The sequence below is a fragment of the Kitasatospora sp. NPDC087861 genome (genome assembly GCF_044742585.1).
In the GTDB taxonomy this organism is placed as follows: domain Bacteria; phylum Actinomycetota; class Actinomycetes; order Streptomycetales; family Streptomycetaceae; genus Kitasatospora.
Map to the genome: position 1 here is coordinate 20,450 of NZ_JBIUUS010000010.1, position 12,736 is coordinate 33,185.

The 12,736-nt window shown below is 71.8% G+C and carries 9 protein-coding genes; all 9 read left to right on the forward strand.

Translation table 11 applies throughout. The annotated features are described in order from the left end of the window. The first annotated feature begins 143 nt into the window (after positions 1 to 143). Complete coding sequence (locus ACIOJE_RS16225; protein WP_400776786.1) at positions 144 to 1,277, forward strand: patatin-like phospholipase family protein; 1,134 nt, start codon at positions 144 to 146, stop codon at positions 1,275 to 1,277. A gap of 120 nt (positions 1,278 to 1,397) precedes the next feature. After that, a complete protein-coding gene (locus ACIOJE_RS16230; RefSeq protein WP_280680159.1) occupies positions 1,398 to 1,907 on the forward strand; it encodes a DUF6912 family protein in 510 nt (169 codons plus the stop codon). 133 nt (positions 1,908 to 2,040) lie between these two features. Continuing rightward, positions 2,041 to 2,700 carry an HAD family hydrolase gene (locus ACIOJE_RS16235; protein WP_280680157.1) on the forward strand — a complete coding sequence of 220 codons (660 nt, stop codon included), beginning with the start codon at positions 2,041 to 2,043 and terminating at the stop codon, positions 2,698 to 2,700. 166 nt (positions 2,701 to 2,866) lie between these two features. Next, a complete protein-coding gene (pruA, locus tag ACIOJE_RS16240; RefSeq protein WP_280680219.1) occupies positions 2,867 to 4,492 on the forward strand; it encodes an L-glutamate gamma-semialdehyde dehydrogenase in 1,626 nt (541 codons plus the stop codon). A gap of 283 nt (positions 4,493 to 4,775) precedes the next feature. Beyond that, positions 4,776 to 9,722 (forward strand): NAD-glutamate dehydrogenase, encoded by a 4,947-nt coding sequence (locus ACIOJE_RS16245; RefSeq protein ID WP_280680155.1) that lies wholly within the window; start codon positions 4,776 to 4,778, stop codon positions 9,720 to 9,722. Positions 9,723 to 10,139: 417 nt separating this feature from the next. Beyond that, a complete protein-coding gene (locus ACIOJE_RS16250; protein WP_280680153.1) occupies positions 10,140 to 11,402 on the forward strand; it encodes an ATP-binding protein in 1,263 nt (420 codons plus the stop codon). After that, on the forward strand, positions 11,399 to 11,800 hold the full coding sequence (locus tag ACIOJE_RS16255; RefSeq protein WP_280680151.1) for a roadblock/LC7 domain-containing protein: 402 nt from the start codon (positions 11,399 to 11,401) through the stop codon (positions 11,798 to 11,800). Before ACIOJE_RS16250 ends, ACIOJE_RS16255 begins: the two co-directional genes overlap by 4 nt. Further along, positions 11,797 to 12,171, forward strand: a complete 375-nt coding sequence (locus ACIOJE_RS16260) for a DUF742 domain-containing protein (RefSeq protein WP_280680149.1) — start codon at positions 11,797 to 11,799, stop codon at positions 12,169 to 12,171. Before ACIOJE_RS16255 ends, ACIOJE_RS16260 begins: the two co-directional genes overlap by 4 nt. Next, the gene (locus tag ACIOJE_RS16265) at positions 12,146 to 12,736 is read left to right on the forward strand and encodes an ATP/GTP-binding protein (protein ID WP_280680147.1); all 591 of its coding nucleotides are present in this window, start codon (positions 12,146 to 12,148) and stop codon (positions 12,734 to 12,736) included. Before ACIOJE_RS16260 ends, ACIOJE_RS16265 begins: the two co-directional genes overlap by 26 nt.

The following is a 12,736-nucleotide window of genomic DNA, read 5'->3' on the forward strand; positions in this document are numbered from 1 at the left end:
AAAGAGGACGGTCCGATGCGCCGGACCGGGTGTCCTGCGGCGCCGCCCCCGTTGCGTAGCCCGGCCGTCCGCGCGCACCATCGGATCCTGATCGGGAACTGCGGGGAGCGGGCCAGCCGCCCCCACCACGACGGGCGGCCGCCATGACGACACGGTTAGCTGCGGTGCCGGCCCCGGCGGCCGCGGGCACCGCCCCGCCCGCCGGGGAGGCGCCGCGGCGCGGGCTGGTGCTGGGCGGCGGCGGGATGCTCGGCGCGGCCTGGACGGTCGGCGCGCTGTGCGCCGTCGAGGAGGCCACCGGCTGGCGGCCGGGCGGCGCCGACGTGCTGCTCGGCACCTCGGCGGGCTCGATCCTCGGCGCGATGCTGGCCGGCGGGGTCCGCGTCGAGCAGCTGCGCGACCACCAGCGCGGCCTGCCGGTCACCGACGGCCCGCTGGCCGGAGTGGCCTTCGACTACGACACGGCCGCCGGCGGCGCGTTGCCGTCCCGACCCCGGGCCGGCATCGGCTCGCCCGGCCTGCTGCGGGACGCCGTCCGGCACCCGCGCGAGTACCCGCTGCTGACCATGGTGTCGGCGATGGCGCCGCACGGCCGGGGTTCGCTGGCCCCGGTCGGCGAGCTGGTGCGCGGCCTGCTCGGCCCGGGCGGTTGGCCGCTCCCGGACGCGGACGGTGGCGCCGGGGCCGCGGCGCTGCGGGTGGCGGCGGTGGACTACCGCAACGGCCACCGGGTGGTCTTCGGCGACCCGGACGCCCCGGTGGTCGCGGTCGCCGACGCGGTGATGGCCTCCTGCGCGATCCCGGGCTGGTTCGCCCCGGTGCGGCTGAACGGCTCGGCGTACGTGGACGGCGGCTGCTGGTCCGCCACCAACGCCGACCTGCTGCTCGGCCGCGGTCTGGACGAGGTGTACGTGCTCGCCCCGATGGCCCTGCGGCTGCGCCCGCGCGCCGACCGTACCGACGGAGCCGACGGAGCCGGCGGAGCCGGCGGCACCGCCCGCGGCACCCTGGCCGGGCTGCGCGAGTGGCGCGCCGACCGGGACCGCCCACGCGGCGTCCTGGCCCAGCTGGTCAGCCGCTACCGCCGCGCCGTCACCCGGCAGCTGCTGCGCGAGGCCGCGCTGCTGCGGGCCGAAGGCGTCCGGGTGCGGCTGCTCGCGCCGACGCCGGCCGACCTCGCCGTGATGGGCCCGAACATGATGGACCCGGCCCGCCGCGACACGGTGCTGGAGAGCGCCCTGCGGAGCAGCCGGGAGGCCCTGCGGGCCGCCCGGTGAGCAGGGCCGAGGTGATCACGCCCGGCCCGGCGGCGCTTATTCTGGGGGCGCTGGAAGCGGAGCCGCTGGACAAACCCCCGCTGGACGAACCCCCGCAGGACGAACCGGAGAGTGCCACCGATGCGCGTGTACGTGCCCACCACCCTGAACGGCCTGGCGGCGGCGCACCCGGGTGGTGCCCTGGAGCAGTCCGCGGCCTACGCCGTGACGCCCGCACTGCGCGAGTGGTACGTCAGTGACGACCTGGAGGAGCTGGAGTACGCGGCGCTGAACCGGGCCGCGCAGTCCTCCCTGCGGTTGCTGGCCGCCGACCCGGATGCCCCGCGCCGCCGGGTCGTGGTGGCCCTGGACGTGGCCGACTCCGCCGTCCGGCCCTTCCCCGGCGACGAGTACCAGGACCAGGCCTCGCTCGGCCGCGTGGTGCTGGCCGACCCGGTGCGGCTCGCCAAGGCCGCGGCGGTGCACGCGGACGTCGCCGACGGCGAGGTGGTCGAGGACGTCGCGGCGGCGGTGGCGGCGGTGGCCGCGGCCGACGCGGGTGACCAGGACGCCCAGTTCACCGTGGACGGCGCCGAGGACCACGACCTGCTCTGGTTCGCCACCCAGGAGATCCCCGGCCTGCTGGCCTGACCGCCTGACCGCCTGACCGCCTGACCGCCTGACCGCCTGACCGCCTGACCGCCTGACCGCCGGGCAGTGGGCGAGGCGCGCGGGTGAGCCCCGTCCTACCGGCGTGTCGGTGGTCGGGGCTACCGTTCCCCGCGTGCGTACTCACATCGTTTGGGACTGGAACGGCACGCTCTTCCACGACATGGAGGCGGTGCTCGGCGCGAGCAACGCCGCGTTCGCGACCATCGGCGTCGGGCCGATGACCATGCAGGAATACCGCGAGCAGTACGAGATCCCGATCCCCCGGTTCTACCGGCGGCTGCTCGGCAGGACGCCGTCCGAGGAGGAGTGGCTGCGGCTGGACGACGCCTTCCACGACCGCTACCGGGAGCTGAGCCCGGCCTGCGGGCTGACGGACGGCGCGCGCGAGCTGCTGGACGGCTGGCGGGAGGCCGGGCACAGCCAGTCGCTGCTGTCGATGTACGAGCACGAGAAGCTGCTGCCGCTGGTCGACACCTTCGGCCTGACCGGCAGCTTCCTGCGGGTGGACGGCCGCAGCGGCCCGTCCGGCGGCCAGAAGGCGGAGCACCTGACCCGGCACCTGGCCGCGCTCGGCGAGCGGGTGGACCCGGCCCGGACGGTGCTGATCGGCGACGCCGCGGACGACGCCCTGGCGGCGCTGAGCGCGGGTGCGCACGCGGTGCTCTACGCCGGCGGCTCGCACACCCGGGAGAAGCTGGAGCCGCTCGGCGTGCCGGTGGTGGACAGCCTGGCCGAGGCGGTCGAGCTGGCCGGGCGGCTGGGGCGGCCCTGACCGGCCCCGGTGGGCGTGGCGGGCGCCACGTCCGCCGTCCGCGTGTCTGAACGGGCGGATCGCGCGGTCGCTGGTCAGGCTGGACTAGGGCTTGTCCTGGGGCCTGTCGGGTGGATCAGGACGGGCCCTGCCACCGAGCAGCCAGCAGGACGGAGCCGCCATGCCGATCGACGCAGTCACCGAGGTACCCCACCCGGCCAACGAACCGGTGCAGGGGTACGCGCCCGGCAGTCCGGAGCGGGACCGGCTGGTCCGGCGGCTGGACGAGCTGGCGGCCGAGCAGATCCCGCTGCCGATGACCATCGGCGGCGAGCAGCGGTTCGGCGGCGGTGAGCGGATCGAGGTCGTCCAGCCGCACCACCACGCCGCCAAGCTGGGGGTGCTCGGCAACGCCACCCGGGAGGACGCCCGCGCGGCGGTGGACTCGGCGCTCGCCGCGGGCCGGCAGTGGCGGTCGCTGTCCTTCGACGACCGGGCGGCGGTCTTCCTGCGCGCCGCCGACCTGCTGGCCGGGCCCTGGCGGGAGACCCTCAACGCGGCCACCATGCTGGGCCAGTCCAAGACCGCGCAGCAGGCCGAGATCGACTCCGCCTGCGAGCTGATCGACTTCTGGCGGTTCAACGTCCACTTCGCCCGGCAGATCCTGGCCGAGCAGCCGATCTCCTCACCTGGCGTCTGGAACCGGGTGGACCACCGCCCGCTGGAAGGTTTCGTCTACGCGGTCACGCCGTTCAACTTCACCGCGATCGCCGGCAACCTGCCCACCGCGCCCGCGCTGATGGGCAACACCGTGGTCTGGAAGCCCGCGCCGACCCAGACCCTGGCCGCGTACCACCTGATGCGGCTGCTGGAGGCGGCCGGCCTGCCGCCCGGGGTGGTCAACCTGGTCACCGGCGACGGCCTCCAGCTCTCCGCGGTCGCCCTCGCCGACCCGGCGCTCGCCGGGCTGCACTTCACCGGCTCCACCGCCACCTTCCAGTCGCTCTGGCAGACCATCGGCGCCAACATCGGCGGCTACCGGACGTACCCGCGGATCGTCGGCGAGACCGGCGGCAAGGACTTCCTGCTGGCCCACCGCTCGGCAGACCCGGCGATCCTGAAGACGGCGCTGGTCCGCGGCGCCTTCGAGTACCAGGGTCAGAAGTGCTCGGCGCTCTCCCGCGCCTACCTGCCCCGCAGCCTCTGGCAGAAGATCAAGGACGAGCTGCTGGCCGAGGTGGACGCGCTCACGGTGGGCGACGTCACGGACCTCTCCAACTTCATGGGCGCCCTGATCGACCGCCGCGCCTTCGAGAAGAACCGGGACGCCATCGAGCGGGCCAAGGCCGATCCGACGATCGAGCTGGCGGCGGGCGGCCAGTACGACGACGCGATCGGCTGGTTCGTCCGGCCGACCGTGCTGGTCTCCTCCGACTACCGCAACGAGATCTTCCGGACGGAGTACTTCGGTCCGATCCTGGCCGTCCACGTCTACGAGGACGCCCGCTGGGAGGACGTGCTGCGCCGGGTCGACTCCGGTGCGCCGTACGGCCTGACCGGTTCGGTGATCGCGCAGGATCGTTACGCCATCGCCCAGGCGGTCGAGGAGCTGCGCTTCACCGCGGGGAACTTCTACATCAACGACAAGCCGACCGGTGCGGTCGTCGGCCAGCAGCCCTTCGGGGGCGGCCGGGCCTCCGGGACCAACGACAAGGCGGGTGCCGCTACGAACCTCCTGCGCTGGACCTCGGCCCGCGCGATCAAGGAGACCTTCGTGCCGTCGACCCACCACGGTTACCCGCATATGGGCTGAGAGTGAACCTGACGCTCCGGTTTGGACATGGTGTCCAGGACGGACCGATCATCCTGCGAGTTTGCGCCTCCCTGTCCCTGTCCACCTTCGATTGATCCGGTTAGGCTGGCTGGCGTCGTCGGGTGGCTCCGCAGGACGAAACGTCCTACCCACTGCTGAGGAATTTCATGCGCGCCATGAAGCCTTTTCAGTCGGAAGGTGCGGCAGGATTGCGAGTGACCCGTCGGTGTTCATCCACACACCACCGAGTCACGCAACGGCGCGCGACAGGAGCCAAGAAGTCATGCAGACCAAGCTGGACGCAGCCAAGGCCGAACTGCTCAAGAAGGCAGCCGCAGCCGCTGAGAACAGCCAGGTGGGGGGAGCGGCGCCGGGGGAAGGCCTGAGCAACGGCGCTCTGACCGCGTACCTGCACCACTACTACCTCCACACCGCGCCCGAGGACCTGGTCGACCGCGACCCGGTCGACGTGTACGGGGCGGCGGCCTCCCACTACCGGCTGGGCCTCAAGCGCCCGCAGGGCACCGCCGAGGTGCGGGTGTACACCCCCTCGGTGGAGGAGAACGGCTGGTCCTGCGGCCACACCGTGGTCGAGGTCGTCACCGACGACATGCCCTTCCTGGTCGACTCCGTCACCAACGAGCTGTCCCGCCAGGACCGCGCGATCCACATCGTGATCCACCCCCAGCTGCTCGTCCGCCGTGACATCACCGGCAAGCTGCTGGAGATCCTGGACGTCGACGCCTGCTCCCGCAGCCAGGCCGCCGGTGCCGAGTGGCCCGCCGACGCGACCGTCGAGTCGTGGATGCACATCGAGATCGACCGCGAGACCGACCGCGAGGACCTGCGCGGCATCGAGACCGACCTGCGCCGGGTGCTCGGCGACGTCCGCGAGGTCGTCGAGGACTGGGGCAAGATGCGCGAGAGCGCGCTGCGCCTGGCCGACGAGCTGGCCGAGGAGCCCCCGGCGGGCCTGCCCGAGCAGGAGGTCGGCGAGGCCTGGGAGCTGATGCGCTGGCTCGCCGACAACCACTTCACCTTCCTCGGCTACCGCGAGTACGACCTGGTCGAGCACGAGGGCGAGGAGGTCCTGAAGGCCGTCGCCGGGACCGGCCTGGGCATCCTGCGCTCCGACCCGCGCGGCCACGACGACGACCACCACGCGGTCAGCGAGGCCTTCGGCCGGCTCTCCGCGCCGGTCCGCGCCAAGGCCCACGAGAAGAAGCTGCTCGTCCTGACCAAGGCCAACAGCCGCTCCACCGTGCACCGTCCGGCCTACCTGGACTACGTCGGCGTCAAGAAGTTCAACGCCGCCGGCGAGCCGACCGGCGAGCGCCGCTTCCTGGGCCTGTTCTCCTCCGCCGCGTACACCGAGTCGGTCACCCGGATCCCGGTCGTGCGCCGCAAGGTCCAGGAGGTGCTGGACGGCTCCGGCTTCTCCAGCGAGAGCCACGACGGCCGCGACCTGCTGCAGATCATGGAGACCTTCCCGCGGGACGAGATGTTCCAGACCGCGGCCGCCGACCTGATCTCCATCGCCACCAGCGTGCTCTACCTGCAGGAGCGCCGTAAGCTGCGGCTCTTCCTGCGCCAGGACGAGTACGGGCGCTACTTCTCCGCGTTCATCTACCTGCCGCGCGACCGCTACACCACCCGGATCCGGCTGCTGCTCACCGACATCCTCAAGGAGGAGCTGCACGGCGCCACCATCGACTACACGGTGTACGCCACCGAGTCGGTGCTGACCCGTCTGCACTTCGTCGTCCGGGTCGCCCCCGGCACCGCGCTGCCGCGACTCACCGACTCCGACATCGAGCGGATCGAGAACCGCCTGGCCGAGGCCGCCCGGTTCTGGATGGACGGCTTCCACGACCAGCTGCACATCGAGCTGGGCGAGGAGAAGTCCGCCGAGCTCGGCCACAAGTACGCCAACGCCTTCCCCGACGGCTACCGCGCCGACTTCCCGCCGCGCACCGCCGTCTCCGACATCAAGCAGATCGAGTCGCTGCACGGCGAGGGCGACTTCCGCCTCAACCTGTACCAGCCGGTCGGCGCCGGGGACGACGAGCGCCGCTTCAAGATCTACCGGGTCGGCGGCCCGATCTCGCTCACCGAGGTCCTGCCGGTGCTCCAGCGCCTGGGCGTCGAGGTGCTCGACGAGCACCCGTACGCGCTGCGCCGCTCCGACGGCACCACCGCGTGGGTGTACGACTTCGGCCTGAAGCTGCGCGAGGCCACCGAGCTCACCGACGAGGCCCGCGAGCGCTTCCAGGAGACCTTCGCCGCCACCTGGACCGGCAAGGCCGAGAACGACCGCTTCAACGAGCTGGTCCTCACCGCCGGGCTGACCTGGCGGCAGGCGATGATGCTGCGCGCGTACGCCAAGTACCTGCGCCAGGCGGGCTCCACGTTCTCCCAGGACTACATGGAGGACGCGCTCCGCAACAACACCCACACCACCCGCCTGCTGGTCAACCTGTTCGAGGCCCGGCTCAGCCCGAGCCACCGTTCGGGCGCCCTGGAGCTGACCGAGGGCATGCTGGAGGAGCTGGCCGGCGCGCTCGACGAGGTCGTGTCGCTGGACGAGGACCGCATCCTGCGCTCCTTCCTGCACCTCATCAGGGCCACCCTGCGGACCAACTTCTTCCAGCACGACGGCACCGGCGCGTGGCACTCCTACGTGTCGATGAAGTTCGACCCGAAGGCCATTCCGGACCTGCCGGCCCCGCGCCCCGCGTTCGAGATCTGGGTCTACTCGCCGCAGGTCGAGGGCGTGCACCTGCGCTTCGGCAAGGTCGCCCGCGGCGGTCTGCGCTGGTCCGACCGGCGCGAGGACTTCCGCACCGAGATCCTCGGCCTGGTCAAGGCCCAGATGGTCAAGAACACCGTCATCGTGCCGGTCGGCGCCAAGGGCGGATTCGTCGCCAAGCAGCTGCCGGACCCGTCGGTCGACCGGGACGCCTGGCTGGCCGAGGGTGTCTCCTCGTACAAGACGTTCATCTCCGCGCTGCTCGACATCACCGACAACCTGGTCGGCGGCGAGGTCGTGCACCCGGCCGACGTGGTCCGCCACGACGCGGACGACACCTACCTCGTCGTCGCCGCGGACAAGGGCACCGCGACCTTCTCCGACATCGCCAACGGCGTCGCCGAGTCGTACGGCTTCTGGCTGGGCGACGCGTTCGCCTCGGGCGGCTCGGCCGGCTACGACCACAAGGGCATGGGCATCACCGCCCGCGGCGCCTGGGAGTCGGTCAAGCGCAACTTCCGCGAGCTGGGCCACGACACCCAGACCGAGGACTTCACGGTCGTCGGCATCGGCGACATGTCCGGCGACGTGTTCGGCAACGGCATGCTGCTCAGCGAGCACATCCGCCTGGTCGCCGCCTTCGACCACCGCCACATCTTCCTCGACCCGAACCCGGACGCCGCCGCCTCCTACGCCGAGCGCCGCCGGCTCTTCGAGCTGCCCCGCAGCTCCTGGGACGACTACGACAAGTCGCTGATCTCGGCCGGCGGCGGCGTCTTCCCGCGCACCGCCAAGTCGATCCAGCTCAGCGCGCAGGTCCGGGCCGCGCTCGGTGTCCAGGTCACCCGGCTCACCCCGGCCGAGCTGATGAAGGCGATCCTGCAGGCGCCGGTCGACCTGTTCTGGAACGGCGGCATCGGCACCTACGTCAAGGCCTCCGCCGAGACCAACGCCGAGGTCGGCGACAAGGCCAACGACGCCATCCGCGTCAACGGCGACCAGGTCCGGGCCCGGGTCATCGGCGAGGGCGGCAACCTCGGTTGCACCCAGCTCGGCCGCATCGAGTACGCGGCGGTCGGCGGCCCCGAGAGCACCGGCGGCTGGATCAACACCGACGCCATCGACAACTCGGCCGGCGTGGACACCTCCGACCACGAGGTCAACATCAAGATCCTGCTCAACCAGGTCGTCGCCGAGGGCGACATGACGGTCAAGCAGCGCAACGTCCTGCTCGCCGAGATGACCGACGAGGTCGGCCACCTGGTGCTGCGCAACAACTACGCGCAGAACGTGGTGCTGGCCAACGCCGTCGCCCAGGCGCACAGCATGGTCAACGTCCACTCCCGGATGATCAACCGGCTGGAGGCGGCCGGCCAGCTCGACCGGGGGCTGGAGTTCCTGCCCACCGAGCGCCAGATCCGCGAGCGCCAGCAGAACGGCCGCGGCCTGTCGCAGCCGGAGATGTCCGTCCTGCTCGCGTACACCAAGATCACGCTGGCCGACGAGCTGCTCGCCACCTCGCTGCCCGACGACCCGTTCTTCCGCACCGCGCTGCACGAGTACTTCCCGAGCGCGCTGCGGGCCCGGTTCGCCGACGCGATCGACAACCACGCGCTGCGCCGCGAGATCATCACCACCCTGATCGTCAACGACACGATCAACCGCGGCGGTTGCACCTTCGCCTTCCGGCTGAAGGAGGAGACCGGCGCGACCTACGAGGAGATCGCCCGGACCCACACCGCCGCCCGGGCCGTGTTCGGCCTGGAGGGGATCTGGGCCGAGATCGAGGGCCTGGACAACCAGGTCCCGGCCCGGGTCCAGACCAGGATGCGGCTGCACTCGCGGCGCCTGGTCGAGCGCGCCACCCGGTGGATGCTCAACAACCGCCGCCAGCCGCTCGACATCGCCGCCACCATCGAGTTCTTCCACGACCGGGTCAAGCAGGTCTGGGGTTCGCTGCCCAAGCCGCTGCGCGGCGACGACCTGGTCTGGTACGAGTCCGTCTACAACGAGCTCGCCTCGGCGGGGGTGCCGGAGGAGCTGGCCACCCGGATCGCCGGCCTCTCCTCGACCTTCCCGACCCTGGACATCAGCGAGGTCGCGGACCGCGCCGACAAGGACGTCGCGGACGTCGCCGAGCTCTACTACGACCTCGCCGACCGCCTCCAGATCACCCACCTGCTCGACCGCATCATCGAGCTGCCCCGCACCGACCGCTGGTCGTCGATGGCCCGGGCCGCGATCCGCGAGGACCTCTTCGCGGCGCACGCGGCGCTGACCGCCGACATCCTCGCCTGCGGCCCCGACGGCGCCACCCCGGAGGAGCGCTACACCGCCTGGGCGGACCTCAACGCGACCCTCCTGAACCGCGCCAAGAGCACCCTCGACGACATAAGGGGTTCGGACAACTACGAGCTGTCCAGCCTCTCGGTCGCGATGCGGGTCATCCGCACCCTCCTGCGCACCGGTTCGATGCGCTGACGGACGGCTCCTTCCCGGCGGGCCCGCGTCCTCTCGGACGCGGGCCCGCCGTTTTACGTGGGCGGGCCCGCGGGCGGCGGATTCCGGAGGGTGACGGGGGAATCACTCTGCGCGCGAACCGGAGGTGGCCGGAGTGTGCCCCTGCGGTTGACGCGACATCACGAACTCCGCCAATGCTCACCGGAGTTCCCGACGGGGCGCGGAATTTCGCCCCAACTGCCCTTTTTGGTAGCTGTTCTGACCTGGCATGAGTTGCAGTAGGCTGACCCCGCGATAGGCGTCGCCGCAGGTCTCGTGCCGGAAAGCACCTCGATGTGATGTGACATCAGGTGGCTTTCGGAGAGCTTCGGGCCGCCAGTCCCATTCGCGTATCGGGGCCCGGAGCGGCTCCACGCGATGCCACCTGAAGAGAGTTTCATGACGTCATTTGTGCAGGAACCCTTTTTCTGGGTCTTCATCGTGGTGATGCTCGCAGCCGTCGGAGCGGCCCTCCAAGCCCGCAGGACGAACCTCGCCCTGCGGCGGAGAAACGTTTCCCTGGAGGAGGCGAGCGCCCTGGCGCAGCGGCAGCACGACGAACTCGGCGCGCTGTACGACCGCATGCAGGGCCAGCACGCGTCCGAGCTCGCGGACGTCCGCCGGGACGCCGAGGAGGACACCAAGGCCGTCCTCAAGGCGGCGATGCGGACGCTGCAGGGCCTGGCCGACGAGCAGCAGGTCGTCATCGACAAGGTGCAGCGGAAGTACGGCGACAGCCCGCAGATCCTGGCCGACCTGATGACGGTCGACCACTCGAACAGCCAGTTCGGCCGGCGCGCCCAGGGCATCGCGGTGCTCTGCGGCGGCTGGCTGGGCCGCCGCGAGAGCGTGGCCTCGGTCTACGACGTGGTCCGCAGCGCCCAGGGCCGGATCCGGCACTTCGACCGGGTGCGGATCCACTCCCGGATCAGCGTCTCGCTCGCCAGCAAGGTCGTCGAGCCGGTCGCCGTCGTGCTGTCCGAGCTGCTCGCCAACGCGACCAACTACTCCGCCCCGGACACCCCGGTGGAGGTCAGCGTCCAGGCCGTTCCCACCGGGGTCTGCCTGATCATCGACGACGCCGGCCTCGGCATGGGCCAGGAGGAGAAGGACCGCGCGGCGGTGCTCCTGAACCCGGGTGCGCCGATCAGCCTCACCAGCCTGGGCAACCCGCCGAAGTTCGGCTTCGCCGTCTCCGGCATGCTGGCCGCCCGCTACGGCTTCCGGGTCTCCGTCGACTCGGTCTCCCCGTACGGGGGCGTGCGGGCCGTCGTGCTGCTGCCGGCCGAGCTGCTCAGCAGCGAGGTCGCCGCCCCGGTCGCCGCCGAACACGGCGACCACCAGGCCGCGCCGGCGGAGCAGCCCGCTCCGGCCTGGGCGCCGGCCTCCGGTCAGCGGCTCGTGTCGCTGCCCGAACCGGCGGCGCCCCTGGCCCCGGTGCCGGCGGCGATGGCGGAGCCGGAGACGACCGCGGACGGGCTGCTGCCCCGACGCCGTCGCCAGCGCCCGGTGTCGGTCGTCCCCTCCCCGCAGGACCCCGGTCGGGCCGAGGAGCCGGTGCGGAGCACCGGCCAGCACACGCCGTCCCGCCTCGGCGCGTTCCAGCGCGGCACGCTGTCCGGGCGTAACACCATGACCACGGAAGGAACCGAGATCCAGTGAGCCGTGATCTTTCCTGGGTGCTCAACGACGTACTCCAGGTACCCGGCGCCCGGCACGCCATCCTCGTCTCCGCCGACGGCCTCCTGCTCGAAAGGTGCAGCGAGATAGGCCGTGACGAGGCGGAGACCAACGCCGCCGCGATGAGCTCGATGCAGTCGCTGAGCCGCGCGGTCGCCCCGTTCGTCGGCGGAGGCGGCGGGGCCTGGCGCCAGACCCTCCTGGAGTACGACCACGGCTGGATCTTCCTGATCGCGGCCGGCAGCGGTGCCTACCTGGCGGCCTCCGCCGCCCCCGACGTCGACATGGAGGCGATGTCCTTCCGGATGCAGCAGCAGGTGGGCGCACTCGGACGGGCGATGTCGGCGGCGCCGCGCCAGAGCACGCTCAGCGGCTCATGACGGTCGGCGGCGAGGAACAGCGGGTCACCGGCGGGTTCATCCGCTCCTACGTCATCACCGGCGGGCGCGAGTTGCCGAGTGCGGACGACCTGTCTCTGATCACCTTGGTCACCGTCGGACCCGAGCAGGGCCTCCCCGCCCTGCCCAGCCCGGAGACCCGGGCGATCTGGGAGCTGTGCTCCGGCGGCTACCTCTCGGTGGCCGAGGTCGCGGCCCGGCTGGAGCTGCCGGTGGGGGTCGTGAGGCTGCTGCTGACGGACCTGATCCGGGAGGGACGGCTGCTGCGCCGGTCGGCCCCGCCGCCGGCCCAGGTCCCGGATCCGAGACTTCTAGAGAAGGTACTGCATGGACTTCAACGCCGGTTCGCCTGAGGACATCTACGTCCCGGGCGCGGTGACGACCGCTGTCAAGATCCTGGTCGTGGGGCACTTCGCGGTCGGCAAGACCACGCTCATCGGGGCCCTGTCGGAGATCGCCCCGCTGAGCACCGAGGAGAGCATGACGCAGGCGTCCACCCGCGTCGACGACCTCCGCGGCGTACCGGACAAGAAGACCACGACCGTCGCCCTGGACTTCGGCCGGCTGACGCTCGGCGACGACCTGGTGCTGTACCTGTTCGGCACGCCGGGGCAGCAGCGGTTCATGCAGCTCTGGGAGGACATGGCGCGGGGAGCGCTGGGAGCGCTGCTGCTGGCCGACCCGACCCGTCTCGCGGACACCTTCCCGGTCATCGACCTGATCGAGCGGTACGGCCTGGAGTACGCCGTGGCGGTCAACAGCTTCGACCGGCAGAGCGAGTACACCGAGGAGCAGCTGCGTGAGGCGCTCGACCTGCTGCCGCACACGCCGGTGGTGTTCTGCGACGCGCGGGACCAGCGCTCCTCGGCCAACGCCCTGCTGACGCTCGTCCGGCACCTGCTCGACCGCGCCTCCTGA

Excerpts from the sequence above, each read along its gene's own strand:
- ACIOJE_RS16230 (WP_280680159.1), top strand. The coding sequence starts at position 1,398 with ATGCGCGTGTACGTGCCCACCACCCTGAACGGCCTGGCGGCGGCGCAC.
- ACIOJE_RS16265 (WP_280680147.1), top strand. The coding sequence starts at position 12,146 with ATGGACTTCAACGCCGGTTCGCCTGAGGACATCTACGTCCCGGGCGCG.
- ACIOJE_RS16250 (WP_280680153.1), top strand. The coding sequence starts at position 10,140 with ATGACGTCATTTGTGCAGGAACCCTTTTTCTGGGTCTTCATCGTGGTG.
- ACIOJE_RS16245 (WP_280680155.1), top strand. The coding sequence starts at position 4,776 with ATGCAGACCAAGCTGGACGCAGCCAAGGCCGAACTGCTCAAGAAGGCA.
- ACIOJE_RS16225 (WP_400776786.1), top strand. The coding sequence starts at position 144 with ATGACGACACGGTTAGCTGCGGTGCCGGCCCCGGCGGCCGCGGGCACC.
- ACIOJE_RS16260 (WP_280680149.1), top strand. The coding sequence starts at position 11,797 with ATGACGGTCGGCGGCGAGGAACAGCGGGTCACCGGCGGGTTCATCCGC.